This is a genomic window from Streptomyces sp. TLI_171 (assembly GCF_003610255.1).
GTDB lineage: Bacteria > Actinomycetota > Actinomycetes > Streptomycetales > Streptomycetaceae > Kitasatospora.
In genome coordinates, this window is sequence record NZ_RAPS01000001.1 from 6,972,282 (window position 1) to 6,997,292 (window position 25,011).

Annotated in this window: 28 protein-coding genes; 25 read left to right on the forward strand and 3 right to left on the reverse strand. The window is 74.7% G+C overall.

What is annotated here, in order from left to right:
• Positions 1 to 15 precede the first annotated feature (15 nt).
• The 19 genes from pafA to BX266_RS30985 all read left to right on the forward strand — a co-directional run bounded on the left by pafA (position 16) and on the right by BX266_RS30985 (position 17,498).
• Positions 16 to 1,377, forward strand: coding sequence for a Pup--protein ligase (gene pafA, locus BX266_RS30900; RefSeq protein ID WP_099905206.1), 1,362 nt, complete (start codon positions 16 to 18; stop codon positions 1,375 to 1,377).
• Between the two features lie 76 nt (positions 1,378 to 1,453).
• Entirely contained in the window at positions 1,454 to 2,440 is a 987-nt protein-coding gene (locus tag BX266_RS30905) for an FKBP-type peptidyl-prolyl cis-trans isomerase (protein ID WP_099905208.1), read from the forward strand.
• Positions 2,441 to 2,553: 113 nt separating this feature from the next.
• Positions 2,554 to 3,825: an FKBP-type peptidyl-prolyl cis-trans isomerase gene (locus tag BX266_RS30910; protein ID WP_099905210.1), complete on the forward strand. Its 1,272-nt coding sequence runs from the start codon at positions 2,554 to 2,556 to the stop codon at positions 3,823 to 3,825.
• A 66-nt stretch (positions 3,826 to 3,891) separates the two neighbouring features.
• Complete coding sequence (locus BX266_RS30915) at positions 3,892 to 4,263, forward strand: FKBP-type peptidyl-prolyl cis-trans isomerase (protein WP_099905212.1); 372 nt, start codon at positions 3,892 to 3,894, stop codon at positions 4,261 to 4,263.
• A 117-nt stretch (positions 4,264 to 4,380) separates the two neighbouring features.
• Positions 4,381 to 5,358: a YafY family protein gene (locus BX266_RS30920; protein ID WP_099905214.1), complete on the forward strand. Its 978-nt coding sequence runs from the start codon at positions 4,381 to 4,383 to the stop codon at positions 5,356 to 5,358.
• 73 nt (positions 5,359 to 5,431) lie between these two features.
• On the forward strand, positions 5,432 to 6,397 hold the full coding sequence (locus BX266_RS30925; RefSeq protein ID WP_099905216.1) for a YafY family protein: 966 nt from the start codon (positions 5,432 to 5,434) through the stop codon (positions 6,395 to 6,397).
• On the forward strand, positions 6,394 to 6,624 hold the full coding sequence (locus BX266_RS30930; RefSeq protein ID WP_099905218.1) for a hypothetical protein: 231 nt from the start codon (positions 6,394 to 6,396) through the stop codon (positions 6,622 to 6,624). Before BX266_RS30925 ends, BX266_RS30930 begins: the two co-directional genes overlap by 4 nt.
• A 13-nt stretch (positions 6,625 to 6,637) precedes the next feature.
• On the forward strand, positions 6,638 to 6,793 hold the full coding sequence (locus BX266_RS39015) for a hypothetical protein (protein ID WP_180290683.1): 156 nt from the start codon (positions 6,638 to 6,640) through the stop codon (positions 6,791 to 6,793).
• Positions 6,794 to 6,903: 110 nt separating this feature from the next.
• Positions 6,904 to 7,161, forward strand: a complete 258-nt coding sequence (locus tag BX266_RS30935; protein WP_099905220.1) for a twin-arginine translocase TatA/TatE family subunit — start codon at positions 6,904 to 6,906, stop codon at positions 7,159 to 7,161.
• A gap of 92 nt (positions 7,162 to 7,253) precedes the next feature.
• A complete protein-coding gene (gene tatC, locus BX266_RS30940; RefSeq protein WP_399171318.1) occupies positions 7,254 to 8,147 on the forward strand; it encodes a twin-arginine translocase subunit TatC in 894 nt (297 codons plus the stop codon).
• A 120-nt stretch (positions 8,148 to 8,267) separates the two neighbouring features.
• Positions 8,268 to 9,416, forward strand: coding sequence for an FAD-binding oxidoreductase (locus tag BX266_RS30945; RefSeq protein ID WP_099905224.1), 1,149 nt, complete (start codon positions 8,268 to 8,270; stop codon positions 9,414 to 9,416).
• 159 nt (positions 9,417 to 9,575) lie between these two features.
• Positions 9,576 to 9,884 (forward strand): (2Fe-2S)-binding protein, encoded by a 309-nt coding sequence (locus tag BX266_RS30950; RefSeq protein WP_099905226.1) that lies wholly within the window; start codon positions 9,576 to 9,578, stop codon positions 9,882 to 9,884.
• Positions 9,865 to 11,247, forward strand: coding sequence for an FAD-dependent oxidoreductase (locus tag BX266_RS30955; protein ID WP_099905228.1), 1,383 nt, complete (start codon positions 9,865 to 9,867; stop codon positions 11,245 to 11,247). The genes BX266_RS30950 and BX266_RS30955 overlap by 20 nt, the downstream gene beginning before the upstream one ends.
• 126 nt (positions 11,248 to 11,373) lie before the next feature.
• Positions 11,374 to 12,237 carry a dihydrodipicolinate synthase family protein gene (locus BX266_RS30960; RefSeq protein WP_099908505.1) on the forward strand — a complete coding sequence of 288 codons (864 nt, stop codon included), beginning with the start codon at positions 11,374 to 11,376 and terminating at the stop codon, positions 12,235 to 12,237.
• A 97-nt stretch (positions 12,238 to 12,334) separates the two neighbouring features.
• A complete protein-coding gene (locus BX266_RS30965; RefSeq protein ID WP_099905230.1) occupies positions 12,335 to 13,342 on the forward strand; it encodes a proline racemase family protein in 1,008 nt (335 codons plus the stop codon).
• Positions 13,343 to 13,439: 97 nt separating this feature from the next.
• Entirely contained in the window at positions 13,440 to 14,819 is a 1,380-nt protein-coding gene (locus BX266_RS30970; protein ID WP_099905232.1) for an aldehyde dehydrogenase, read from the forward strand.
• Positions 14,819 to 15,826 carry a proline racemase family protein gene (locus tag BX266_RS30975; RefSeq protein WP_099905234.1) on the forward strand — a complete coding sequence of 336 codons (1,008 nt, stop codon included), beginning with the start codon at positions 14,819 to 14,821 and terminating at the stop codon, positions 15,824 to 15,826. Before BX266_RS30970 ends, BX266_RS30975 begins: the two co-directional genes overlap by 1 nt.
• Positions 15,823 to 16,752: an ornithine cyclodeaminase family protein gene (locus BX266_RS30980; RefSeq protein ID WP_310794817.1), complete on the forward strand. Its 930-nt coding sequence runs from the start codon at positions 15,823 to 15,825 to the stop codon at positions 16,750 to 16,752. Before BX266_RS30975 ends, BX266_RS30980 begins: the two co-directional genes overlap by 4 nt.
• A 41-nt stretch (positions 16,753 to 16,793) precedes the next feature.
• Positions 16,794 to 17,498, forward strand: a complete 705-nt coding sequence (locus BX266_RS30985; protein ID WP_099905236.1) for a GntR family transcriptional regulator — start codon at positions 16,794 to 16,796, stop codon at positions 17,496 to 17,498.
• 7 nt (positions 17,499 to 17,505) lie between these two features.
• On the opposite strand, the gene BX266_RS30990 is transcribed toward BX266_RS30985, so the two are convergent.
• Positions 17,506 to 18,105: a flavin reductase family protein gene (locus tag BX266_RS30990; protein ID WP_099905238.1), complete on the reverse strand. Its 600-nt coding sequence runs from the start codon at positions 18,103 to 18,105 to the stop codon at positions 17,506 to 17,508.
• Positions 18,106 to 18,170: 65 nt separating this feature from the next.
• Between BX266_RS30990 and BX266_RS30995 the strand changes: the two genes are divergently transcribed.
• On the forward strand, positions 18,171 to 18,860 hold the full coding sequence (locus BX266_RS30995) for a helix-turn-helix transcriptional regulator (RefSeq protein WP_099905240.1): 690 nt from the start codon (positions 18,171 to 18,173) through the stop codon (positions 18,858 to 18,860).
• Between the two features lie 11 nt (positions 18,861 to 18,871).
• Here BX266_RS30995 and BX266_RS31000 read toward each other — a convergent pair whose 3' ends face one another.
• Together BX266_RS31000 and BX266_RS31005 are read right to left on the reverse strand one after the other, a co-directional pair.
• Positions 18,872 to 19,576 (reverse strand): ABC transporter ATP-binding protein, encoded by a 705-nt coding sequence (locus BX266_RS31000; RefSeq protein ID WP_099905242.1) that lies wholly within the window; start codon positions 19,574 to 19,576, stop codon positions 18,872 to 18,874.
• A 56-nt stretch (positions 19,577 to 19,632) separates the two neighbouring features.
• Complete coding sequence (locus BX266_RS31005; RefSeq protein ID WP_099905244.1) at positions 19,633 to 20,685, reverse strand: FtsX-like permease family protein; 1,053 nt, start codon at positions 20,683 to 20,685, stop codon at positions 19,633 to 19,635.
• A 178-nt stretch (positions 20,686 to 20,863) separates the two neighbouring features.
• Here BX266_RS31005 and BX266_RS31010 point away from each other — a divergent pair, with 178 nt between their 5' ends.
• From BX266_RS31010 to BX266_RS31030, 5 genes are all read left to right on the forward strand, one after another.
• Positions 20,864 to 22,171 carry a sensor histidine kinase gene (locus BX266_RS31010; RefSeq protein ID WP_099905246.1) on the forward strand — a complete coding sequence of 436 codons (1,308 nt, stop codon included), beginning with the start codon at positions 20,864 to 20,866 and terminating at the stop codon, positions 22,169 to 22,171.
• A complete protein-coding gene (locus tag BX266_RS31015; protein WP_099905248.1) occupies positions 22,168 to 22,812 on the forward strand; it encodes a response regulator transcription factor in 645 nt (214 codons plus the stop codon). The genes BX266_RS31010 and BX266_RS31015 overlap by 4 nt, the downstream gene beginning before the upstream one ends.
• Positions 22,813 to 22,896: 84 nt before the next feature.
• Positions 22,897 to 23,769: an AraC family transcriptional regulator gene (locus BX266_RS31020; protein WP_099905250.1), complete on the forward strand. Its 873-nt coding sequence runs from the start codon at positions 22,897 to 22,899 to the stop codon at positions 23,767 to 23,769.
• A gap of 56 nt (positions 23,770 to 23,825) precedes the next feature.
• Positions 23,826 to 24,413 (forward strand): hypothetical protein, encoded by a 588-nt coding sequence (locus BX266_RS31025; RefSeq protein WP_099905252.1) that lies wholly within the window; start codon positions 23,826 to 23,828, stop codon positions 24,411 to 24,413.
• Positions 24,338 to 25,009, forward strand: coding sequence for a TetR/AcrR family transcriptional regulator (locus BX266_RS31030; protein WP_099905254.1), 672 nt, complete (start codon positions 24,338 to 24,340; stop codon positions 25,007 to 25,009). Before BX266_RS31025 ends, BX266_RS31030 begins: the two co-directional genes overlap by 76 nt.
• Positions 25,010 to 25,011: the final 2 nt, after the last annotated feature.

The window sequence follows — 25,011 nt, forward strand, 5'->3', positions numbered from 1 at the left end:
GAGAAGGGCCGCCACATGGACCGCCGAATTTTCGGGATCGAGAACGAGTACGGCGTCACCTGCACCTTCCGGGGCCAGCGCCGACTGTCGCCGGACGAGGTCGCCCGCTACCTGTTCCGCCGGGTCGTCTCCTGGGGCCGCAGCAGCAACGTCTTCCTGAAGAACGGCGCCCGCCTCTACCTCGACGTCGGCTCCCACCCGGAGTACGCGACCCCCGAGTGCGACGACGTCACCGAGCTGGTCACCCACGACAAGTCCGGCGAGCGGATCCTCGAGGGCCTGCTGGTGGACGCCGAGCGGCGGCTGCACGAGGAGGGCATCGCCGGCGACGTCTACCTGTTCAAGAACAACACCGACTCCGCCGGCAACTCCTACGGCTGCCACGAGAACTACCTGGTGGCCCGGCACGGCGAGTTCTCCCGGCTGGCGGACGTGCTGATCCCGTTCCTGGTGACGCGTCAGCTGATCTGCGGCGCCGGCAAGGTGCTGCAGACCCCGCGCGGCGCGGTCTACTGCGTCAGCCAGCGCGCCGAGCACATCTGGGAGGGCGTCAGCTCCGCCACCACCCGCTCCCGCCCGATCATCAACACCCGCGACGAGCCGCACGCCGACGCCGAGCGCTACCGCCGGCTGCACGTGATCGTCGGCGACTCCAACATGTCGGAGACCACCACGCTGCTCAAGGTCGGCGCCACCGACCTGGTGCTGCGGCTGATCGAGGCCGGCGTGGTGATGCGCGACCTGACGCTGGAGAACCCGATCCGGGCGATCCGCGAGGTCAGCCACGACCTGACGGGCACCCACCAGGTCCGGCTGGCCAACGGCCGGGAGGCCTCCGCGCTGGAGATCCAGGAGGAGTACTACTCCAAGGCGCTGGAGTTCGCCGACCGCAAGGGCCTGAACGAGGGCACCGTGGCCCAGGTGCTGGACCTGTGGGGCCGCACCCTGGAGGCGGTGCGCAGCGAGGACCTGGCCAAGGTCGGCACCGAGATCGACTGGATCATGAAGTACCAGCTGATCGAGAAGTACCGGGCCAAGCACCAGATGACCATGTCCAACCCGCGGGTCGCCCAGATCGACCTGGCCTACCACGACATCCACCGCCGCCGCGGCCTGTTCTACCTGCTGCAGAAGAACGGCCAGGCCAAGCGGGTCACCACCGACCTGCTGACCTTCCAGGGCAAGTCGGTGCCCCCGCAGACCACCCGGGCCCGGCTGCGCGGCGACTTCATCCGGCGCGCCCAGGAGCAGCGCCGGGACTTCACCGTCGACTGGGTGCACCTGAAGCTCAACGACCAGGCGCAGCGCACCGTGCTGTGCAAGGACCCGTTCCGGTCGGTGGACGAGCGGGTGGAGAAGCTGATCGCCGGAATGTAAGTTCCGCGGCTGACGGTCCGTCGGGGGTGCGCCGCGCCTCCGACGGACCGGACGAATCGGGTCATAGGCTGACGGCATGCGTCGAATCGCCTCCCTGCTCACCGTCCCCCTCGCCGCCCTGCTGCTGGTCTCCTGCAGCAGCGGTGACGGCAAGTCCGCCTCGGCGACGCCGTCGGCGACCGGCTCCGCGGCCCAGGTGCCCAGCCCGGTCGCGTCCGCGTCGCCGATGCCCACCGTCAGCGGGGACTTCGGCTCGAAGGCGACCATCACGCTGCCCTCCGAGCAGCCGGGCGGGCAGTTCGTGGTCAGCGTGGTCACCGAGGGCTCGGGGCCGACGGTCAACAAGAACGACTGGGTGACCGTCAACTACACCGCCAAGGACTGGACCACCGGCAAGGACCTGTCCAGCTCCTACGACTCCGGCGGCAAGCCGCAGATCTACCAGGCCGGCACCGGTCAGCTGGTGCCCGCCTTCGACCAGAGCGTGGTCGGCAAGAAGGTCGGCAGCCGGCTGCTGGTGGTCGCCCCGCCCGCGGCCGGGTTCGGCTCGCAGGGCTCCACGGCGCTGGGCGTCGGCAAGGACGACACGGTGGTGTTCGTGCTCGACATCGTGCAGGCGGTCCCGCAGGACTCCACGATCTCGGGGCAGCTCACCCAGCCGCCCGCCACCTCCCCGCAGGTGACCGACAACGGCAAGGCCGCGCCGACCATCACCATCCCGTCCGGGCAGCAGCCGCCCACCGACCTGCAGACGTACGTGCTGGTCAAGGGCGACGGCCCGGAGGTGAAGACCGGGCAGACGCTGGTGGTCCAGTACACCGGCGTGACCTGGGCCGACGGCAAGCAGTTCGACTCCTCGTGGAACCACGGCGGGGCGCAGGCGCTGCAGGTCGGCACCGGGAGCCTGATCAAGGGCTGGGACCAGGGCCTGGTCGGACAGACCGTGGGCAGCCGGGTGATGCTGGTGGTCCCGCCGTCGCTGGGCTACGGCGACCAGGCCAGCGGATCGATCCCGGCGAACTCCACCCTGGTGTTCGTGATCGACATCCTGGAAGCAGTCTGACAGCCGCCTGACAACGGGGCGAGGACCGGACTGACCCGCTCTCATTCCGACCTGACATACTGCTGCCCCGCACCAGTGGTACACGCGTCGTCGGGCGAGATGAATGGGGAGTCATGTCTGAGAAAGCGTCGAGCCCGGACGAGGCCGACAACACGGGGAAGCTGACCTCCGTGGACCGCGAGTCGATCGTGGTCCCGGCGGAGATGCTCACCCAGGCCGGCTGGGCGCCGCCCTCGCCGGCGGTGAAGTCCGCGGAGGACCGGGACGAGCCGCAGGTGTTCGCCTCCACCCAGCGCAAGGTGGACCTCTCGGAGGCCGGCTACGACGAGGACCCGGGCAGCTCCGGCCGCCTCGGCGCGATCCTCGGCTCGGTCGTCGCGGTGCTGCTGATCGCCTCCGCGGTGACGATGTACTACGTCAACAAGGACGACGACAAGCCCGCGGCGAAGGCCGACGCGGCCGCCCCGAGCGCCAGTGCGTCCACGCCGACGCAGGCGCCGGTGCCGCCGATCAAGGACAACGCCAAGGTGCTGCCCACGGTGACCGGCGAGTTCGGTTCCAAGGCCACCATCACGGTGCCCAAGGACGCGCCCGACGGCACCTTCGTGGTCAAGGAGCTCTCCGCGGGCAACGGCCCGAAGGTCGAGAAGGGCAACTGGGTCACCGTCGACTACACGGCGATGGACTGGCAGACCGGCAAGGAGATCCCCGGCTCGTACGAGGGCGACAGCCCGAAGCCGCAGCTGATCCAGGCCGACGCCGGCAAGCTGATCCCGGCGATCGACCAGGCCATCACCGGCCACAAGGCCGGCAGCCGGATCGTCGTGGTCGCCCCGCCCGCCGCCGCGTTCGGCGACCAGGGCAACGCGGACCTCGGCATCGGCGCCAAGGACAGCCTGGTGTTCGTGCTGGACATCAAGCAGGCCACCGCGCCCGACGCGGTGCTCTCCGGCGACATGACCCCGCCGCCCGCCGACTTCCCGCAGGTGAAGGACAACGGCAAGAAGCCGTTCGACATCACCCCGGTCAAGGGCGCCGCCGACCCGACCGAGCTGAAGAGCCACGTCCTGATCCAGGGCAAGGGCCGCAAGATCGACTCCGGTGAGAAGGTCGTCGTCCAGTACACCGGCGCGCTGTACAAGGACGGCAAGAAGTTCGACTCCTCGCTCGACCGCGGCCAGGCGTTCAGCTTCGTCACCGGCGGCGGCAACGTCATCGAGGGCTGGGACAAGGGCATCGTCGGCCAGAACATCGGCAGCCGGATCGAGCTGGTGATCCCCGCGTCGCTGGGCTACAAGGACCAGGCCTCCGAGAGCATCCCGGCCAACTCGACCCTGGTCTTCGTGGTCGACATCCTGGACGCGGGCGTCGGCGGCGCGGACTGACGCGCCGTCGGGCGGCCACCGCTCGCCTAGGATGAGTCCCGTTCACGCAACCGAACGAGAAGAGCAATCGTGAAGACCAAGCCGGAGATCGACTTCCCGGGCGGCGACGCCCCGACCGAGCTCCAGATCCGCGACATCGTGGTCGGCGACGGCGCCGAGGCCAAGGCCGGCGCGGTCGTCGAGGTCCACTACGTCGGTGTCACCTTCGCCTCCGGCGAGGAGTTCGACGCCTCGTGGAACCGCGGCCAGACCTTCAAGTTCCCGCTGGGCGGGGGCCGGGTCATCAAGGGCTGGGACCAGGGTGTCGAGGGCATGCGCGTCGGCGGCCGCCGCGAGCTGGTCATCCCGCCGCACCTGGCGTACGGCAACCAGTCGCCGAGCCCGCTCATCCCGGCCGGCTCCACCCTGATCTTCGTGGTGGACCTGCTGGGCGTCTGACCTCGGACGCACCGCCGAACCCCCGGTTCCGACAGGAGCCGGGGGTTCGGCTTTCGCCGAGCGTGTCCGTACCGGTACGGTCAGGCGGGTCACCCCCGATCGGAGGAAGGGTCAGCGATGGCGATCGCCAAGGCAGAGCGGCTGATGAACCTCGCCCTGTGCCTGATGAACACGCGGCGTCCACTGTCCAAGAAAGAGCTGCGGGAGTCCGTCGAGGCGTACCGGGAGGCCTGGCAACAGGGCTCCGAGGACGCCTTCAACCGGATGTTCGAGCGCGACAAGGACGACCTGCGCGAGCTCGGCCTGATCATCGACGTGGACGAGAACGCGCTCGACGGCGAGATCGGCTACCTGGCCCGCCGCGACCGCAACCGCCTCCCGGAGATCGCGCTGGACGCCGAGGAGGCCGCCGCGCTGACGCTGGCCGCCCGGGTCTGGCAGCAGGCCAAGATGTCCGGCGCCGCCAGCGGCGCGCTGCAGAAGCTGCGCGCGGCCGGCGTGCCGTTCGCCGAGGACCGCGAGCACGGCGCGCTGGAGCCGCGGATCCCCGGCCGGGAGGCCGCGTTCGAGCCGCTGCTGGTCGCCGCCCGCGACCGACGGCCCGTCACCTTCGAGTACCGGAAGGCCGGAGCGGCCACCGCCGAGCCGCGCTCGGTCGAGCCCTGGGCGCTGGAGTGCTGGCGCGGCCACTGGTACCTGGCCGGCTGGGACCGCGACCGCGGCTCCGCCCGGGTGTTCCGGCTGTCCCGGATCACCGGCAAGGTGAAGTCCCGGGCCGGCGCGTTCACCGGCGAGGTCCCCGAGCACGTCGACGTGCGCGCCGTGGTCGCCCGCTTCGCCGGCGAAGGCGCCACCGCGGTGGCGCGGGTGAGGCTCCGTCGGGCCGCCGCCTACCCGCTGCGCCAGCGCGCCCTGGAGACCCGGCCGGTGGACGCCGACTGGGACGAGCTGGACATCCCGTACGGCAACGGCCTGGGCGCCGACCTCGCCGAGTACGGCCCCGACGTCATCGTGATCGGCCCCGAGGACCTGCGGGCCGACGTCATCGACCGGCTGCGCGCCGTCGCCGGTCTCGCCGGGGTGGGAGCAGAGTGAACGAGCGAAGCGAGAGAACCACTATGCGGGACGCCCGCTGCGAAGCAACCACCGAGCGCAGCGAGGTGGGGGCATGAGCAACGCGATCGACCAGACGCGGCGGATGCTGTCGCTGGTCACCTACCTGCGCGAGCGCCCCGGGGCCGAGGTCGCCGAGGTGGCGCGGGCCTTCGGCATCAGCGAGCGCGAGCTGATCGGCGACCTCAACGTGCTGCCGATGTGCGGCACCTCGTTCCGCGGCGGCGACCTGCTGGACATCGACACCGACGGCGAGCGGATCTGGTGGCACAACGTCGACGACGTGGCCCAGCCGCTGCGGCTGGCCGCCGACGAGGCCACCGCCCTGCTGGTCGCCGCCCGCGCGGTGGCCGGCCTGCCCGGCCTGCGCGAGCGCGACCGGCAGGCGCTCACCCGGGCCGTCGCCAAGATCGAGGACGCGGCGGGCGAGAGCGCCGAGTCCGCCGCCCGGATCGGCGTCACCTTCGAGGCCGAGGGGACCGTCTTCGCCGACATCGACCGGGCGCTCAGCGAGGGCCGGCTGATCTGGCTGCGCTACTGGTCGCACGGCCGGGGCGAGCTGACGGAGCGTGAGGTCGACCCGATCCGCCTGGTCACCGAGGGCCACACCTACCTCGAGGGCTGGTGCCGCACCTCCGAGGACCGGCGCACCTTCCGGCTCGACCGGATCGCCGAGATCAAGGTCCTCGACGAGCCGGCCAACCCGCCCCGGTTGCAGCCCCGCGACCTGTCCGCCGGCCTGGTCGCCCCCGCCGCCGACGACCCGCAGGTGGTGGTCGAGGTCGGTCCCGGCGGCCGCTGGGTCGCCGAGTACTACACGCACGACAGCGCCGAGGAACTCCCCGACGGCGGGCTGCGGATCACCCTGCGCTCCGCCGAGCCGTCCGGCCTGCGCACCCTCGCCCTGCGGCTCGGCCGGGACGGCCGGATCACCGCCCCGCCGCAGCTCGCCGAACAGGCCCGCACCGCCGCGCTCGCCGCGCTGGAGCACTACCGGGACGGACAGGTCGGAACCACGTGACCGAAGGCACCAGATTCAAGGTGTACTGCTCGCAGTGCCGGGAGAAGGTCGAGCTCCCGGCGCCCGAGTTCCGGCTGGCCCTCGGGGCCAGCCGGGAGCGCACCTTCTACAGCTTCACCTGCCCGGAGTGCGGAGCGTCCGTCCGCAAGATCGCCGGGGAGAAGATCGTCGCCGCGCTGACCGAGGCCGGCGTGCACACCATGCGGCTGCTGCCGGTGGACGGATAGGAGGGCCCCGCGCGTGAACTGGACCCTGGTCGGCGCCGTGCTGCTGTCCACCGCGGGCCTGCTGGTGCTCGGCGTGCTGGCGCTGCGGCTGTGGCTGGACGCCCGGGCGCTGGCCCGTGAGGTGGACGGCGCGGTCAGCGCGCTGCAGCGGGCGGCCGACGGCGGCTGACCGGTATCCGATCGTTGGGTACCGGGTTCCCGGCGCGACACCCCGAGCGGCTACCATCGCCCGCAGAGGGGGAGCCCTGCCTCCCGTACCAAGGAAGGCGGTGTTCGCGGATGCGACTGCTCTCACCCGGGTCGCTGCTGCTGGTCGCGGTGTTCGCCGTGCTGCTGTTCGGCGGCAAGCGGCTGCCCGAGGCGGCCCGCGCGCTCGGCCGGTCCCTGCGGATCCTGAAGAGCGAGGGCAAGGCGCTGCGTCGGGAGTTCGACGCCGGCCGGGAGACGCCCGCCGCGCCGGTCGCGCCGCCCGCCGCCGAGCCGGACCGGGTGGTCAAGGCCGCCCCGGGCGCGCCCCGCACCGACCGGGCCGCCTGAACCGCGGCCCGCACCACTCCGACTACCGAGCGCACGATTCGAGGACCGGGTTGAGCAAGACGACCAAAGCGCCCAAGGACCCTGAGGGGCGGATGGCGCTCGCCGACCACCTGCGCGAGCTGCGCAACCGGATTGTCAAGGCGCTGCTGGCGATCATCCTGTTCACGGTCGTGGCGGCGTTCTACCACAAGCGGCTGCTCGACTTCCTGATCGCGCCGCTGCCGGCCTGCGGGCCGGACGGCAAGCCCGCGCCCGGTCTGGACCACTGTGCACAGATCTCCAACATCGGCCTGACCACCCCGTTCACGGTCATGCTGAAGGTCAGCCTCACCGCGGGCGTGGTGGCCGCCACCCCGGTCTGGCTGTACCAGCTGTGGAAGTTCGTCTCCCCGGGCCTGCACCAGCACGAGCGGCGCTACTCGGTGACCTTCCTGGCGGTCGGCACCCCGCTGTTCCTGGCCGGCGCGGTGCTCGCGTACGTGGTCATGCCGGTGACGGCGCAGATGCTGATCAGCTTCATCGCGGACGGCGTGACCTCGATCGTGCCGGTGGAGGACTACCTCGACCTGATCACCCGTATGGTGCTGGTGTTCGGCGCGGGCTTCGAACTGCCGCTCTTCCTGGTGATGCTGAACCTGGTCGGGGTGCTCTCCGGCAAGCGGCTGCTGGGCTGGTGGCGCGCCATGGTGATGGGCATCACCGTGTTCGCCGCCTTCGCCACCCCGTCCGCCGACCCGCTGTCGATGCTGGCGCTGGCCGCGCCGATCTGGGCGCTGTACTTCATCGCGGTGGGCATCTCGCTGCTCAACGACAAGCGCAAGCTGGCCCGCAACCCCGACGCCCTGCTGGACGACGAGGAGGCCTCGCAGGTCGACCTGACGGTGGACGCGGTCGAGGACGCGGAGGCGGTCGACGGGGTCGAGGCGGTGGAGGCGTCCGCGCCGGTGCCGGCCGCGCGCCGCGAGCAGATCGACGACATCACCTGATGACCCGCTGACGACGGAGCGGCCCCGAACCCTGAGGTTCGGGGCCGCTCCGCGTTCCCGGGGCGATCGGCGCTGGTGGGGGGCTTGCCGGGGATTCAAGCCATGTGACATATTACTGAGGTGCTCAAGCGAACCCCCTACGACGTCGTGGTGGTCGGCGCCGGCGTGGTCGGCGCTGCCTGCGCCTACTACGCCGCCCGCGCCGGACTCTCGGTCGCCGTGGTGGACCGCGGGCCGGTGGCCGGCGGAACCACCGGCGCCGGCGAAGGCAACCTGCTGGTCTCCGACAAGGAACCCGGCCCCGAACTCGACCTCGCCCTGCTCTCCACCGCGCTGTGGCGCGAGCTCGCCGCCGAGTTCGGCGACCTGGTCGAGTACGAGCCCAAGGGCGGCCTGGTGGTCGCCACCGCGCCCGCCGGACTGGACGCCCTGCACGGCTTCGCCGCCGAGCAGCGCGCCGCCGGCGTCGACGCCGTCCCGGTCGCCGCCGACGAACTGCGCGACCTGGAGCCGCACCTCGCCGCGGGCCTGCCCGGCGGCTACCTCTACCCGCAGGACGCCCAGGTCCAGCCCGCCCTGGCCGCCGCCCACCTGCTGCGCGCCGCCCGCGCCGACCGCTACCTCGGCGAGGCGGTCACTGGCCTGCTCCGCGGCCCCGGCGGCGCCGTCACCGGCGTGGTCACCGCACGCCGCGAACTGGCCGCCCCCGCCGTGGTCAACGCCGCCGGCACCTGGGGCGGCGACCTCGCCGCCCTCGCCGGCGCGCACCTGCCGGTGCTGCCCCGGCGCGGCTTCGTGCTGGTCACCGAACCGCTGCCGCGGATCGTCCGCCGCAAGGTCTACGCCGCCGACTACGTCGCCGACGTCGCCTCCGGCTCCGCCGACCTGCAGTCCTCCGCCGTGGTCGAGGGCACCCCCGCCGGGCCGGTGCTGATCGGCGCCAGCCGCGAACGGGTCGGCTTCGACCGCACCCTGCGCCCCCAGGTGCTGCACCGCCTCGCCGCGCAGGCCGCCGCGCTCTTCCCGGTGCTGCGCACCGTCCAGGTGCAGCGCGCCTACCGGGGCTTCCGCCCGTACCTGCCCGACCACCTGCCGGCGATCGGCCGCGACGCCCGGGCGCCCGGCCTGTACCACGCGTGCGGGCACGAGGGCGCGGGCATCGGACTGGCGCCCGCCACCGGCCTGCTGATCAGCCGTCAGCTCACCGGCGGGGAGCCCGAGCTGGACCTGACCCCATTCCGGCCCGAGCGGTTCGAGGGGGAGGAATGAACCGGAGGCCGAGCGACCGCTCCGAGCGACCCGACCCGCCAGGTGCGCTCCGCCCGCCGCAGACCCGCAGCGCGGCAGGGGCCGGTCGCAGCCGGGCTGCCGCTCGCCATGCCGCCGTCCCCCTGCACGCCGCCGCACCCGAGGGCGAGGAGTAGCCCGATGGACCCGCTCGACCTGGTGGGCGCCGAACCCGGCCCCGCCCGCACCATCCTGTTCGACGGGCGGCCGGTGGCCGCGTTGCCCGGGCAGACGTTGGCTGCCGCGCTGTGGGCGGACGGCGTGCTCGCCTGGCGCACCACCCGGCACGGGGGCCGCCCGCGCGGCGCGTTCTGCGGCATCGGCCAGTGCTTCGACTGCCTGGCCGTCGTCAACGGCCGCCCCAACCAGCGCCTGTGCCTGCTGCCCGCCGAACCCGGCGACACCGTCACCACCCAGGAGGGCCACGGCCATGCCGAGCTCGACGTCTGAGCAGTGCCACGACCTCGCGGTGATCGGCGCGGGCCCCGCCGGACTCGCCGCAGCCGACGCCGCGGCCGCCCTCGGACTGCGGGTCGCCCTGCTGGACGCCGGGGCCCGCCTCGGCGGCCAGTACTACCGGCACCCCGCCCCCGAACTGGGCGCGGCCCGCCCCGAGAAGCTGCACCACGGCTGGGCCGCCTTCGCCCGGCTGCGCGACCGGCTGACCGCGAACCCGCTGGTCGACCACCTGCCCGGTCACCACGTCTGGGCCGCCGAGGCGGGCGAGCCCTGGCGGCTGCACGCCACCCGCGGTCCCGAGGCCGGCGACCGGGCCACCGTCCTGGCCCGCGCCGTCCTGCTGGCCACCGGCGCCCACGAGCGGCACCTGCCCTTCCCCGGCTGGACGCTGCCCGGAGTGGTGACCGCGGGTGGCGCGCAGGCGATGCTCAAGTCCGGCCTGGTGCTGCCGGGCCGGCGGATCGTGGTGGCGGGCAGCGGCCCGCTGCTGCTGGCCGCCGCGTCCTCGCTGGTCGCGGCGGGCGCTCGCGTCCCCGCGATCGTCGAGGCGACCTCGTACCTCGGCTACGCCCGCGGCCTTCCGGTGCTGGTGGGCAACCCCGGCAAGCTCGCCGAGGGCGCCTCGCACGGCGCCCGGCTGCTGCGGCACGGCGTGCGGCTGCGCCGCTCGAGCGCGGTGGTGGAGGCGCACGGCACCGACCGGGTCACCGGTGTCACGGTGGCCCGGCTGGACGCCCGCTGGCAGCCGGTCCCCGGCACCGAGCGGCGGATCGCCTGCGACGCGCTGGCGATCGGCCACGGCCTGGTCCCGCAGCTCGACCTGGCCGTCGAACTCGGCGCCGAGACCGTCGCCGGGCCGGACGGCGCAGCCGCCCTGAAGGTGGACGCGCAGCAGCGCACCAGCGTGCCCGGCCTGTGGGCGGCGGGGGAGACCTGCGGGGTCGGCGGCGCCGACCTGGCCCTCGCCGAAGGCGTGCTGGCCGCCCACTCGGTGGCCGGACGGCCGGCTCCTGCCCGGGAGTTGACGATCCGTCGCCGACGGCGGGCGTTCGCCGCGCTGATGGCCGCCGCACACGCCCCCGGGCCCGGCTGGACCCGCTGGGTCACCGACGACACCGACGTCTGCCGGTGCGAGGAAGTCCCGGCCCGGGCGGTCCGGGAGGCCGTCGAGGCCCTCGGCGCGGCCGATGCCCGGACGGTGAAGCTGCTCACCCGGGCCGGCATGGGCTGGTGCCAGGGCCGGATGTGCGGCCCCGCAGTGGCCTGCCTGTCCGGCGGCCCCCTGGGCCGGCCCGACAGCCGCCCGCTCTCCTGCCCGGTCCCGCTGGCGCAACTGGCCGACCCCGACGCCTAGGCCCGGTTCGGGCGGCGGGGCCCCTTGTGCGTCCACGTCGCCCGCTTGTAAAATGTCACACATCATATCGAGGGAGATCCCGTGACCCGCACCCCCCACGACCCCGCCCGTCCCTGGCGCGGCATCATGGTCGCCACCACCCTGCCGTTCCGTGACGACCTCTCGGTGGACTTCGACGCCTACGCCGACCACGTGCGCTGGCTGATCGACAACGGCTGCGACGGAGTCGTCCCCAACGGCTCGCTCGGCGAGTACCAGACCCTCACCCCCGAGGAGCGCGCCAAGGTCGTCACCACCGCCGTCGAGGCGGCCGGCGACGGCGCCCGCGTGATGCCCGGCGTCGCCGCCTACGGCAGCGCCGAATCCCGCCGCTGGGCCGAGCAGGCCGCCGAGGCCGGCGCCGGCTCGGTGCTGCTGCTCCCGCCGAACGCCTACCGCGCCGACCACGACGCCGTCCGCGCCCACTACGCCGAGGTCGCCCGGGCCGGCGTGCCGGTCGTCGCCTACAACAACCCGATCGACACCAAGGTCGACCTCTTCCCGGCCCTGCTCGCCGACCTGCACGCGGCCGGCTCGATCGTCGCCGTCAAGGAGTTCTCCGGCGACGTCCGCCGCGCCTACGAGATCGCCGAACTCGCCCCCGAGCTCGACCTGCTGATCGGCGCCGACGACGTCCTGCTCGAACTCGCCCTGGCCGGCGCCGTCGGCTGGATCGCCGGCTACCCCAACGCGCTGCCCGCCGCGAGCTCCGAGCTGTACCACGCCGCCGTCTCCGGCGACCTGGCCACCGCCCTCCCGCTCTACAAGTCGCTGCACTCGCTGCTGCGCTGGGACTCCAAGACCGAGTTCGTCCAGGCCATCAAGCTCTCCATGGACCTGGCCGGCCGCCCCGGCGGCCCCACCCGCGCCCCGCGCCTGCCGCTGCGCCCCGAGATCGAGGCCGCGGTGCGCGCCGCCACCGAGAAGGCGCTCGCCGAGGGCCACAAGTAACCACCCCGCCGGGGGAGTTCCCGGACCGGCCCCGGGGGAGCCGGTCCGGGCCGCCGGCGCCCGATCAACTGCCGGACCGTCAGGAGAGAGCACCGCGATGCGGACCCGTCACGTCTTCCACGCCGTCGACTCGCACACCGAGGGCATGCCCACCCGGGTGATCACCGGCGGCTTCGGCACCATCCCCGGCAGCACCATGGCCGAGCGGCGCAGCCACTTCCAGCAGCACCTCGACCACTTCCGCACGCTGCTGATGTACGAGCCCCGGGGGCACTCCGCGATGAGCGGCGCGATCCTCCAGCCGCCCACCCGCCCCGACGCCGACTTCGGCGTGCTCTACATCGAGGTCTCCGGCCTGCTCCCGATGTGCGGGCACGGCACCATCGGCGTGGCCACCGTCTTGGTCGAGACCGGAATGGTCCCGGTCGTCGAACCGGTCACCACGGTGCGCCTGGACACGCCCGCCGGCCTGGTGGTCGCCGACGTGCGGGTGGAGAACGGCGCGGCGCTCGACGTCACCCTCCGCAACGTGCCCTCGTACTCCGTGGCGCTGGACCGCAAGCTGGACGTGCCCGGGTACGGGACGGTCACCTACGACCTCGCGTACGGCGGCAACTTCTACGCGATCCTCCCGCTGGAGCAGTTCGGCCTGCCCTTCGAGCGCGAGCGCAAGGACCAGATCCTGGCCGCGGGCCTGGCCATGATGGACGCCCTCAACTCCTCCGCGGAGCACCGGCCCGTCCACCCCGAGGACCCGTCCATCCACGGCTGCCACCACGTCCAGCTGCTCGCGCCCGGATCCGACGCCGCCCAGTCCCGCCACGCGATGGCCATCCACCCCGGCTGGTTCGACCGCTCGCCCTGCGGCACCGGCACCTCCGCGCGGATGGCCCAGCTGCACGCCCGCGGCGAACTGGCGATCGGCGACGACTTCCGCAACGACTCCTTCATCGGCACCACCTTCGTCGGTCGGCTGGTCGAGGAGACCACCGTCGCCGGCCTGCCCGCCGTCGTCCCCACCGTCACCGGCCGCGCCTGGGTCACCGGCACCGCGCAGTACTTCCTGGACCCGACCGATCCGTTCCCCGCGGGCTTCCTGCTGTAGCGGCCCCGCTGCGGGCGGGTGCCGCCCGCGCCCCGATCCTCCCCCTCCACGCTCCCCGCTCCGCGCAGGGCACGCTACCGACGAAAGGTCTCCGACCATGACCACCATCGACTCCTACAACCCTGCCGACCCGGACGACCTGGTGGTGTCGGTGCCCGCCGTCGGCGCTGCCGGCGTCTCGGCCGCCCTCGCCGCCGCGCGGCGCGCGCAGCGGGAGTGGTGGGGGCTGGGGGCGGCGGGTCGGTCGCTCGCGCTGACGAGGGCGGCGGCCGCGATCGAGGCGGCGGCCGAGGAACTGGTCGCGCTGACGGTGCGTGAGGTCGGCAAGCCGGTGGGGGAGGCGCGGGGCGAGGTCGCCCGGACGGTGGCGATCTGGCGGTACTACGCGCAGGCGCCGTTCGCGGCGGCGGGCGAGGTGCACGAGCCGGCCGCCGGCCAGGGGCTGCTGCTGACGCGGCGCCGGCCGTACGGGGTGGCGGGACTGATCACGCCGTGGAACTTCCCGCTGGCGATCCCGAGCTGGAAGGCGGCGCCGGCGCTCGCGGTGGGCAACGCGGTGGTGCTGAAGCCGTCCTCGGAGGGCGTGGCGTGCGCGCTGCGCCTGGCGGAGCTGGCGGGCCTGCCGGAGGGCGTGCTGACGGTGGTTCCGGGTGGCGCCGAGGAGGGGACGGCGCTGATCGGCGGCGTCGACGTGGTCTCGTTCACCGGCTCGACCTGGGTGGGGCGTTCGGTGATCGCGGGCGCGACGGAGCGCGGCATCCCGGTGCAGGCCGAGATGGGCGGGCTGAACGCGGCGCTGGTGCTCCCGGACGCGGACATCGCGCAGGCGGCGGCGCACCTGGCGAACGCGATCGCCGGGTTCGCGGGCCAGAAGTGCACGGCGACCGGCCGGGTGATCGCGGTCGGCGACGCGTACGAGCCGCTCGCGGAGGCGCTGGCGAAGGCGCTGCAGCAGACCCCGGCGGCGGACCCGGCGGCGGCGTCCACGGCGTGCGGCCCGGTGATCAACCGGCAGTCGCTGGAGCGGCTGACGGAGGCGATCGACTCCGCCCGGGCGGGCGGGGCGGCGGTGCTGGCGGGCGGGGCGCGGGCCGAGCGGGCCGGCTGGTTCCTGGAGCCGACGCTGGTGGAGGGCGTCCCGGCCGGGCACCCGCTGCTGGTGGAGGAGTTCTTCGGGCCGGTCGCGGTGCTGCTGCACGCCGCGGACCTCGACGAGGCGGTCGAGCTGGCCAACGACACCCGGCACAGCCTGTCCACCTCGGTGCACTCGCGCAGCCTGGACGTGGCGCTGGCGGCCGCCGACCGCCTGGACGCGGGCATGATCCGGATCAACGCGCCGTCCAGCGGCGTGGACTTCCACCTGCCGTTCGGCGGCGCGAAGGGCGCCTCCTACGGCGCGCGCGAGCAGGGGCAGGCCGCGCTCGACTTCTACACCGCCTCGCGCACCGTCAGCGTGCTGCCCGCAGGGGAGTACTGATGAACATCTCCACCACCGACTACCACGCGGCGGGCGAGCCGTTCCGGATCGTCACCGCGGGCCTGCCGCCCGTCCCCGGCGACACCGTCGCCGAGCGCCGGTCGATCGCGATCGGAGCGGGCGGCAGCGCGACCTCGCCGCGCCCCAGCGCGCTGGACGACGTACGCCGGCTGCTGACCCGGGAGCCGCGCGGGCACGCCGGCATGTACGGCGGGTTCGTCGTCCCGGCGGACGACAGCGAGGCGCACTTCGGGGTGCTGTTCTGGCACAAGGACGGCTACTCGACGGCGTGCGGCCACGGGACCATGGCGCTCGGCGCGTGGGCGGTCGACACCGGCCTGGTCGCGGCCCCGGAGGACGGCACCGCGCTGGTGCGGATCGACGTCCCGTCCGGCCGGGTCAGCGCCACCGTGCACCGCCGCGGCGGCCGCACCACCGCGGTGACCTTCCGCAACGTGCCGACCGCGGTGCTCGCCCGCAAGGTCGAACTCGCCACCTCCCACGGCACGGTGCTCGTCGACCTGGCGCACTCCGGGGCGGTCTACGCCGCGCTGCCGGCCGCCGCCCTCGGCCTGTCCGTGGTCCCGGACCGGCTGGCCGCACTGACCGCCGCCGGGCGGGAGGTCCGCGCCGCGCTGGACGGCCACTCGGCGCTCGCCGGGCACCGCGACGGCGTCTACGGCGTGATCCTGTACGACGAGCTGCCCGACACCCCGACCGGCCCGCACCAGCGCAACGTCACCGTCTTCGCCGACGGCCAGATCGACCGCTCCCCGTGCGGATCCGGCACCTCCGCCCGCCTGGCGCTGCTCGCCGACGAGGGCGCCCTGCGCGCCGGGCAGACGCTCCGGCACGACTCGATCATCGGCACCGTCTTCACCGGCCGGGTCCGCGAGCAGCAGCCGGCCGGCCTGGTCACCGAGGTCACCGGCGCGGCCCACCGCACCGGCGAGCACCGCTTCGTCCTCGACACCGACGACACCCTCGGCGCGGGGTTCCTGCTGTGATCGCCCGACCGGAGCTGACGCTCGATCACCTCGGCGCGGTGGCGGCGCTGGAGCGCACGCTCCTCGACGGGCTGGACGTGGAGGCGTGCCCGCCGCGGTCGGCGGTGCCGGTGCCCGCGGGGGAGCTGCTGCTGATGCCCGCCGCCGCCGGGGAGTTCGCCGGAGTGAAGATCGCCGGGGTGGCGCCCGCCAACCCGGCGGCCGGGCTGCCCCGGATCACCGGCTCGTACCTGCTGCTGGACGGGCCGACGCTGCAGCCCGTGGCGCTGCTGGACGGGGCGGCGCTGACCGCGCTGCGCACCCCCGCGGTCACGGCGCTGGCCCTGCGGGCGCTGGCCGCGCCGGACGCCGGGCACCTGGTGCTGTTCGGCGCGGGGCCGCAGGCGGTCGGGCACCTCGGGGCGCTGCGGGCGGTGCTGCCCGCGCTGGAGCGGGTGACCGTGGTGGCGCGCCGGCCGGGCCCCGCCGGGGAGTTGGCGGCGCACGCGGCCGGGCTGGGCCTGGACGCGGCGGTGGGCGGGCCCGCGGCCGTCGCCACGGCGGACGTGGTGGTGTGCTGCACCACCGCGCGCACGCCGCTGTTCGACGGGCGGCTGGTGCCGGACCGGGCGGCGGTCGCGGCGGTCGGCTCGCACGAGCCGCGGGCCCGCGAGGTGGACGCCGAACTGGTGGGCCGGGCCCAGCTGTTCGTGGAGGCGCGGGAGGTGGCGCTGCGGGAGGCCGGGGACCTGCTGATGGCGGGTGTCGGGGCCGGGCGGCTTGCTAATCTGTCGGAACTGGTGACCGGTGCGGCAGTTGTCCGCCATGATCGGCCCAGGTTCTTCAAGAGCGTCGGCATGGCCTGGCAGGATCTGGCGGTGGCGGCGGCGCAGTACCGGCAGTCGGAGCGGCGGCCGGACGCAGGGCATTCACTCTCCGCAACGTGACATTGTACAATGGGGTTCTGTTGAACCTCCGGAGGAACACCATGGCCGACCTGAAGCCCCGCAACCTCATCTCCGTCCAGGAGCGGCTGCGCGACCAGGTCGCCCACGCCCTGCGCGCCGCCCTGATCTCCGGCGAGCTGCGCCCCGGCGTGGTCTACTCCGCCCCCGCGCTGGCCGCCGACTTCGGCGTCTCCGCGACGCCCGTCCGCGAGGCGATGCTCGACCTGGCCCGCGAGGGCCTGGTCGAGGCCGTCCGCAACAAGGGCTTCCGGGTCACCGAGCTCAGCGAGCGCGACCTCGACGAGTTCACCGAGATCCGCGCCCTGATCGAGGTCCCCACCGTCGGGCAGGTCGCCCGCACCGCCACCGCCGAGCAGCTGGAGGCGCTGCGCCCGCAGGCCCAGGCCATCGTCGCCGCCGCCCGCAAGCACGACCTGATCGGGTACCTGGAGGCCGACCGGCAGTTCCACCTCGACCTGCTCGCGCTGGCCGGCAACGCCCGGCTGGTCGAGACCGTCGGCGACCTGCGCAAGCGCTCCCGCCTGTACGGTCTCAACCGCCTCGACCAGCGCGGCGAACTGGTCTCCTCCGCCGAGGAGCACCTGGAACTGCTGGACGTCCTGCTCACCGGCGACGCCAAGGCCGCCGAGGAGTGCATGACCCGCCACCTCGGCCACATCCGCCACCTGTGGGCCGCCGACGAGCAGGCCGAACCCGAGACGGCGCTGCGCCTGCCCGCGCGCTGACCGGCTGTCAGTCGCGCGGCGTGCGGCTGCGCGCGGAGTGCCCCAGCTCCGGCCCCAGGCCGAAGTAGTGCCGGAAGTTGTACACCAGCGGGCTCCACGCGGCGGGCTCCACGTGGTCGGTGCCCGGCACCGTGACCGCCTCCGCCGCGTGCACCCGCAGCACCCGCGCCTCCACCACCCGGAACTCCCCGGTGGCGTCCGGCCGCAGGTCCGCGACCCGGGCCTCCAGCTGGAGCGGGCACTCGGCGACCCGCGGCGCGGCGACGGTGTCCGCGGGCACCGGAGTCAGCCCGGCGTGCGCGAACTTGTCCCGGACGAAGTGCGCCGCGTCCGGCCGCCCGGTGGTGGCGCCGAGCCGCTCCACCTGCCGCCACAGCCCCGGCCCCGGCACGTTGACCACCAGCTCCGGGCGGGCCGCCAGGTTCTGCACCGTCCGGCCCGCCGCGCCCAGGCCCAGCACCACGGTGCGGTCCAGCGCCCACGCGGAGGAGATCGGCGCCAGGTTCGGCGTACCGTCCGGATTGACGGTGCTCAGCAGTACCACCGGGGTCCCGAAGTACAGGATCTGCGGCTCGATGACCCGGTGCGGAAGAAGATCGTTTCGCATGCCGCCGAGTCTTGGCCACCGACACTTCGGCCCCGGCCGAAACGTCGACCCGGCAGGATGGACGGGTGGACACCCCGCCCCGCGCCCGCGCCCTCGCCGACACGGCGGCCCTGCTCGCCGACCCGACCAGGGCCGCGATCTGCCTCGCCCTGCTCGACGGCCGCGCCTGGACGGCCGGTGAACTCGCCCGCCACGCCGCAGTCGCCGCCTCCACCGCCAGCGGCCACCTGCACCGCCTGGTCGACGCCGGACTGCTCGCCGAGGAACGCCAGGGCCGCCACCGCTACCTGCGCCTGGCCGGGCCGGCCGCCGCCGAACTGGTCGAAGCGCTCGCCCAGTTCACGGGCGCGCCGCCGGTCGCCGCCCGGTCGCTGCGGGCCGCCCGGCAGCAGGGCGAGCTCGCCCGCGCCCGCACCTGCTACGACCACCTGGCCGGGGCGCTCGGCGTCGCCGTCACCGACGCGATGACCGCCCGCGGCCTGCTCGACGACCGCCACGGCCTGGCCCTCACCCCCGCCGGCGCCGACTGGCTCACCACCGCGGGCATCACCGTCCGCCCCGGCCGCCGCCCCGCCGTACGCGCCTGCCTGGACTTCACCGAACGCCGCCCCCACCTGGCGGGCGCGGTCGGCGCGGCCCTCTGCCGGCACGCCGTCGACACCGGCTGGGTGGAGCCCCGCCCCGACACCCGGGCGCTCCGGGTGACCCCGGCCGGGGCGGCCGCGCTGCGGGGCCTGCTCGGCCTCGACTGGTAGACCCCGCCGGGTCAGGGCCGGGCCACGGCGGCGGTGAGGCGGCCGTCGTGCATCTCCAGGACGCGGTCCACCCTGCCCAGCACCTCGCGGTCGTGAGTGACCATCACCGTCGCGGTGCCGTGGGTGCGGGTGACGCCGGCCAGCAGGTCGACGATCTGCGCGCCGCGCTCGTGGTCGAGCGCGGAGGTCGGCTCGTCCACCAGCAGCACCGAAGGGCTGCCGAACAGCGCGCGGGCGATGTTCACCCGCTGCCGCTCGCCGCCGGAGAGCTGGTGCGGGCGACGGCGCTGCTTCGCGCCCGCCAGGCCGACCGACTCCAGCAGCTCCTCGGCGCGGCGGCGGGCGGCGGCCGGGCGGCGGCCGCGCACCGACTCCAGCACCAGCAGCTGCTCGACGGCGGTCAGCGAGGCCAGCAGGTTCGCCTGCTGGAACACGATGCCCAGGCGTTCGCGGCGCAGCGCGGTGCGCTCCCGGTCGCCGAGCGCACCCGCGTCCACCCCGTCGACCAGCACCTCGCCCCGGTCCGGCCGCTGCAGGGTCGCGGCGACCGCCAGCAGACTGGACTTGCCGGACCCGGAGGGCCCCGCGATCGCAGCGAACTCTCCTGGCTCAACGGTCAGTTCGACCTCGTCCAGCGCGGTCAGCCGACTCTCGCCGTCGGGATAGGTCAGGGTCACCCCGCGCAGCGCGAGGCCGGAGCGGACGGCAGTGGTCATCGGAAGGGCTCCTCGGGAAGGTGTGGTCGGTCGGACAGAGCGGCGGCCCGCCGCGGTCAGCGGCCGGCGCCCAGTGCGGTCAGCGGGTCCACGGCGGTGATCCGGCGTACGGCGAGGGCCGCGCCGAGGAGGCCGAGGAGCACCATGGCGGCGACCGGGACCGCTACGGTCGGCAGGCCCACGTCGAACGGCACCGCGGTCGAGGCGAACGCGCCGCCGGAGGCGCCCAGGACGCCGCCGAGCACGGCGCCCGCGAGGAGGACGGCGGCCGCCTGGGCGAGGGCGTCGCGGACCAGGTAGCCGGAGGACGCGCCGACGGCCTTCAGCACCGCGATGTCGGGGCGGCGCTGCACCGTCCACACCGTGAAGAACGCGCCGACCACCAGGGCGCTGACCGCGAACAGGAAGCCCTGGATCAGCTGCAGGCTGCCCTGCTCGGCGGCGTACCCGTTGATGCCCGCCAGGGCGTCGGCCCGCGGGACCGCCTTCAGCCCCGCCGGCAGGCCGTGCACCGCGCCGCGCACCGCGAGCGCGGTGGGCTGCTTCTGGCCGGAGACCTGCTGCCAGGTCGACTCGGTGGTCCAGACGGTGGGGGCGTGCGACAGCGAGCGCGCCGCGGTGACCGCCGAGACCGTCAACTTCTGTGCGCCGAGCGTGACTCGGCTGCCGGGGGAGAGGTGGAACTCCGCCGCGGTGTCCGCGCCGACCGCGAGTTCGCCGTCGGCCGGGGCGGCGCCCCGCTCGATCGGCGGCAGCAGCGCGGCGTCGGTGCCCAGCACGCTCACCGAGGCCGCGCCGCCGGTCGCCGTCAGCCGCGTCATCGCCACCCCCAGCGGGTGGACCTCGCTCGGCCCGGCGGCGGCGACCGCCGCGCGCTGAGCCTCCGTCACCGTGCTGGAGGCGAACGACACCTCCGGCTCCGCGCCCGCCGGGGCGCCGAACACCACGCCGTCCACCGGGAGTTCGGCGACCGTCGAGGACGCCGCCGAGGCCAGGCCCCCGGTCAGACCGTACAGGAACACCACCAGGGTGGTGATCAGGGTGACCACCGCGCCCATCAGGGCGAACCGCCCTCGGGCGAAGCGGATGTCACGCAGAGCGACGAACACGGGAGACCTTCCGGAGGGACGGCGGACGAGACCACTCCACCCTGCCGCCGGCCGGCCGCCCTGCCATCGGGGAGAGGAACGGACTGCGCACCCTCCGAGCGGTGCAGCCGAAAATCCATCGAACGGTTGATGCCGCGCCGCCCCGAACCGGCCCCGCCGCCCCGTACTCTCGGAAGGCGTGCCCCGTACCGAACCACCTGCCGCCGGCGCTCGCACCACCGAGCCGCACGCCTCCCCTTCCGGCCCGACGCCCGCGCTGCGGCTGGCCAACCTCGCCGTGCACGGCCTGTTCTTCACGCTGCTCGCCGTGCTGCTGGTCCGCGCCGCCGCCGACGGCGCGCTCGGCCCGGCCGGCTGGGTCACCGCCGGGGCACTCGCCGCGGTGTACGCCGCGGGCGGCGTGCTGCGGCCGATCCGCGCGAGCCGGGCGCTGGGCGCCGCCTGGCTGCTGGCCGTCGCCGCGCTGTGGATCGGACTGACGCTCCAGCACCCCGAGTTCAGCTACCTCGCCTTCCCGCTGTACTTCGTCTGCCTGCACGTGCTTCCGCTGCGCCTGGCGCTGCCCGCGTTCGCCGCGCTCACCGCCGCCGTGATCGCCGCCCAGGCCACCACCCCCGGCGGCCTGACCACCGCCAAGGTGCTCGGCCCGCTGGCCGGCGCCGCCGTCGCCCTGCTCACCGCCTACGGCTACGCCGCCCTGTACCGGGAGAGCCGGGCCCGGCAGCAGCTCATCGACGACCTGGTCCGCACCCGCGACGAACTCGCCGCCAGCCAGCGCGAGGCGGGCCGCCTCGCCGAACGCCAGCGCCTCGCCCGGGAGATCCACGACACCCTCGCCCAGGGGCTGTCCGGCATCGTCCTGCTGGCCCGCGAAGCCTCGGCCGCCGACGACGCGGCAGCCACCGCCGGCCTGCTCCGCGACATCGAGCACACCGCCTCCGCCAACCTCGCCGAGGCCCGCCGCTTCGTCCACGCGCTCACCCCGCCCGCCCTGGACGACACCACCCTCGCCGACGCGCTGCGCCGCCTCGCCACCGGCGCCGACGCCGCCTTCCACCTCGACGGCGAGCCCCACCCGCTGCCCGTCGAGGCCGAGGTCGCGCTGCTGCGCCTCACCCAGGAAGCCCTGGCCAACGCCGTCCGGCACGCCGCCGCCCCGCACATCGCCGTCACCCTCGGGTACCTCGACGACACCGTCACCCTCGATGTCTACGACGACGGCGCCGGCTTCGACCCCGCCGCCGCGCCCGCCCCGGGATCCTTCGGCCTGCACGGCATGCACGAGCGGATCGCCGCGCTCGGCGGCACCCTCACCGTCGAATCCGCCCCCGGCGAAGGCACCGCCGTCGCCGCCACCCTCCCGCTGCGCGCCGTCGACGCCCCCGGACCGGCGGCCGCCCCCGACAGCCCGTCCGCCGAGCGGCCGCCGCCCGGGGCCGCGCTGCGCACCGTCCGCCGCTTCGTGCCCGCGGGGGTGCGCCGGTGATCCGCGTCCTGGTGGTGGACGACCACCCGGTGGTGCGCCGCGGCCTGCGCGCCATGGTCGAGGACCTGCCCGGGGTGACCGCCGTCGGCGAGGCCGCGGACGGCGCCGCCGCACTCGAGCTGCTCGCCGCGCTGCCGCCCGCCGAGCGCCCGCACGTGGTCCTGATGGACCTTCAGATGGGCACCGGGATGCACGGCGTCGAAGCCACCCGCCGCCTCACCGCGCTGCCCGACCCGCCTGCCGTGCTGATCCTCACCACCTACTCCACCGACGCCGACATCCTCGCCGCCGTCGAGGCCGGCGCCACCGGCTACCTGCTCAAGGACGCCCCGCCCGAGGAGCTCGCCGCCGCCGTCCACGCCACCGCCCGCGGCGAGACCGTGCTCGCCCCGCCGGTCGCCGCCCGCCTGCTCGGCCGGGTCAGGGCCGGCCGGCCCTCGCTCTCCCCGCGCGAGGCGGAGATCCTCCAACTCCTCGCCGAGGGGCTGCCGAACCGGCAGATCTCCAGACGCCTCTTCATCAGCGAAGCCACCGTCAAGACCCACCTGGTGCACGTCTACGACAAACTCGGGGTCGACTCCCGCACCTCCGCGATCGCCGCCGGCCTGGCCGCCGGCATCATCCGGCCCGCGGAGCGCTGACCCGACCGGAGCGGGCACAGGATGTCGGGTCCAGCGGGCCGGGCCGGGCCTAACGTCGGTCGGGCAAGAGGAAGGAGGCCGGGGATGCTGGACCGGTTGAACCAGGCGATGGAGTACGTCGAGGAGCACCTCGACGGGCGGATCGACGCGGCCGAGCTGGCCCGGATCACCGTCACGTCGGAGTACCACTTCCGGCGGCTGTTCTCGTCACTGGCGGGGATGCCGCTGTCGGAGTACGTGCGCCGGCGGCGGCTGACCGTCGCGGCGGCCGAGGTGCTGGCCGGCGAGCCGTCGTTGCTGGAGATCGCGGTCCGGTACGGCTACACCTCGGGGGAGGCGTTCGCCCGGGCCTTTCGGGCCCTGCACGGCGTCGGCCCCGGCGAGGCCAGGCGCAGCGGCGCGACGCTGAACTCCCAGCCCCGGCTGTCCTTCCGCCTCACCGTCGAAGGGAGCACCACCATGCGGTACCGGATCGTGGAGAAGGACGCCTTCCGCGTCGTCGGCCGGAAGGCCCGCGTCCCGCTGATCCACCGGGGCGTCAACCCGCACATCGCCGACCTGATCCGGGGCATCCCGCCGGAGGACATGCTGCGGATCGCCGCCCTCTCGGACCAGGACCCGGAGGGCGTCGTCTCGGCGACGGTGCGCCTGTCCGACAGCTTCGAGGAGGGCAGCGAACTCGACTACTACCACGCGGTGGTGAGCTCGGCCGCCGACCTGCCGGACGACCTCGACGCACTGGACTGCCCGGCCGGCAGCTGGGCGGTGTTCGACAACACCGGCCCGTTCCCGCAGGCCCTGCAGCAGATGTGGGCCGACGTGGCCGCCCAGTGGATGCCCGCCAACCCGTACGAGTACCGGCCCGGCCCGGAGATCCTGCGCACCCGCCCGGCCCAGCACGACCCGGCCGAGCACCACGCCCAGCTGTGGATCCCGGTGGCCCGCACCGGCCGCTGAGCCGGGACCGCAGAACCGCTGGCGGGGGCGGGTGGGGGAGCGGCAGGATGCCCGGCATGGAACCCCTCCTGCCGCTTGTCCCGCGGTACCGCGGTACCTCCGGCCTGCTGCCGGGCTCGGAACTGCCCGTGGCGGCAGCCCGGTCGCTGGTGGACGGCCACGATTCGCCGGCGCTGCGCGAGCTGGCCGGCCGCGGCCGCCGCGAGTCGTCGGCGGACCTGGCCCCGCTGCTGCGCGAGGTGCTGGCCGAGTTCGGGGTGCCGGACCCGGACCCGGCAGCGGACGCGCGCCACCTGGTGGGGGACCTCGCCGACGGCCTGCACACCGGCCGGCTGACGCCGATGCCGGCCGCCGCGGCGGTCCGGAACGAGGACCTTTCTCCCGCCGGCGAGGACGCGCAGCGGCTGCTCGACCTCCCCGCCCGGCACTGCGACTGCGGCAGCACGAGGTACCTCGCCGCGCAGGAACTGCGCGAGTGGGAGGCCGCGGTGCGCGCGGCCGCCGCCGTGCTGGTGCGCGGCGGCCGCGCGGTGCGGGCCGGGGTCGCGGGTGTGGAAGGATTCTGCGCATGGCCGCCCAGTACTCCCAGCCCCGAGCGAGGGTCGGACGACCGCGCGCGCAGGGGCCGTCCGACAGTTCGCTGAGCCCCCGGGAACAGGTGCTGGCCGCGGCGGCCGAGCTGTTCACCGAGAACGGGTACGCCGCGACCACCACCCGGGCGGTGGCGGAGAAGGCCGGCCTGCGGCAGGCGTCGATGTACCACTACTTCGCGCGCAAGGAGGACATCCTCGCCACCCTGCTGGAGTCCACCGTCGAACCCTCGCTGGTGCTCGCCACCGCCCTGCTCGCCCGGCCCGAGCTCGACCCGGCCGTCCGGCTGTGGGCGCTGGCCGCGGCCGACGCCGCGCTGCTGCACCGCGGCCTGTACAACCTCGGCGCGCTCTACCAGCTCCCCGAGGTACGCGGCGAACGGTTCGCCCACTTCCGCCGGGCCAGGGCCGAACTCAAGGCAGCCTACGGCGAGTTGCTGCACCTGATCGACCCCGCGGAGCCCGGCCGCGACCTGCGCTGCGACCTGCTGCTCGGCCTGGTCGAGGGCGGCGTCGCCGTGGTCCGCGACCGCAACGCCCACCCCACCGCGGAGGTCGGCCCCGCCGTCGCCGACGCCGCACTGCGGCTGGCCGGCTGCGACCGCCCCACCCGCGCGGCCGCCGCGGCGGCCGCCCGCGACCTGGCCTGACG

What these genes read in the sequence shown, in the direction of transcription:
- pafA (WP_099905206.1), top strand. Translation starts at nt 16, where the DNA reads ATGGACCGCCGAATTTTCGGGATCGAGAACGAGTACGGCGTCACCTGC.
- BX266_RS30905 (WP_099905208.1), top strand. Translation starts at nt 1,454, where the DNA reads ATGCGTCGAATCGCCTCCCTGCTCACCGTCCCCCTCGCCGCCCTGCTG.
- BX266_RS30910 (WP_099905210.1), top strand. Translation starts at nt 2,554, where the DNA reads ATGTCTGAGAAAGCGTCGAGCCCGGACGAGGCCGACAACACGGGGAAG.
- BX266_RS30920 (WP_099905214.1), top strand. Translation starts at nt 4,381, where the DNA reads ATGGCGATCGCCAAGGCAGAGCGGCTGATGAACCTCGCCCTGTGCCTG.
- BX266_RS30925 (WP_099905216.1), top strand. Translation starts at nt 5,432, where the DNA reads ATGAGCAACGCGATCGACCAGACGCGGCGGATGCTGTCGCTGGTCACC.
- BX266_RS30935 (WP_099905220.1), top strand. Translation starts at nt 6,904, where the DNA reads ATGCGACTGCTCTCACCCGGGTCGCTGCTGCTGGTCGCGGTGTTCGCC.
- tatC (WP_399171318.1), top strand. Translation starts at nt 7,254, where the DNA reads ATGGCGCTCGCCGACCACCTGCGCGAGCTGCGCAACCGGATTGTCAAG.
- BX266_RS30950 (WP_099905226.1), top strand. Translation starts at nt 9,576, where the DNA reads ATGGACCCGCTCGACCTGGTGGGCGCCGAACCCGGCCCCGCCCGCACC.
- BX266_RS30955 (WP_099905228.1), top strand. Translation starts at nt 9,865, where the DNA reads ATGCCGAGCTCGACGTCTGAGCAGTGCCACGACCTCGCGGTGATCGGC.
- BX266_RS30960 (WP_099908505.1), top strand. Translation starts at nt 11,374, where the DNA reads ATGGTCGCCACCACCCTGCCGTTCCGTGACGACCTCTCGGTGGACTTC.
- BX266_RS30965 (WP_099905230.1), top strand. Translation starts at nt 12,335, where the DNA reads ATGCGGACCCGTCACGTCTTCCACGCCGTCGACTCGCACACCGAGGGC.
- BX266_RS30970 (WP_099905232.1), top strand. Translation starts at nt 13,440, where the DNA reads ATGACCACCATCGACTCCTACAACCCTGCCGACCCGGACGACCTGGTG.
- BX266_RS30975 (WP_099905234.1), top strand. Translation starts at nt 14,819, where the DNA reads ATGAACATCTCCACCACCGACTACCACGCGGCGGGCGAGCCGTTCCGG.
- BX266_RS30985 (WP_099905236.1), top strand. Translation starts at nt 16,794, where the DNA reads ATGGCCGACCTGAAGCCCCGCAACCTCATCTCCGTCCAGGAGCGGCTG.
- BX266_RS30990 (WP_099905238.1), bottom strand. Translation starts at nt 18,105, where the DNA reads ATGCGAAACGATCTTCTTCCGCACCGGGTCATCGAGCCGCAGATCCTG.
- BX266_RS31000 (WP_099905242.1), bottom strand. Translation starts at nt 19,576, where the DNA reads ATGACCACTGCCGTCCGCTCCGGCCTCGCGCTGCGCGGGGTGACCCTG.
- BX266_RS31020 (WP_099905250.1), top strand. Translation starts at nt 22,897, where the DNA reads ATGCTGGACCGGTTGAACCAGGCGATGGAGTACGTCGAGGAGCACCTC.
- BX266_RS31025 (WP_099905252.1), top strand. Translation starts at nt 23,826, where the DNA reads ATGGAACCCCTCCTGCCGCTTGTCCCGCGGTACCGCGGTACCTCCGGC.
- BX266_RS31030 (WP_099905254.1), top strand. Translation starts at nt 24,338, where the DNA reads ATGGCCGCCCAGTACTCCCAGCCCCGAGCGAGGGTCGGACGACCGCGC.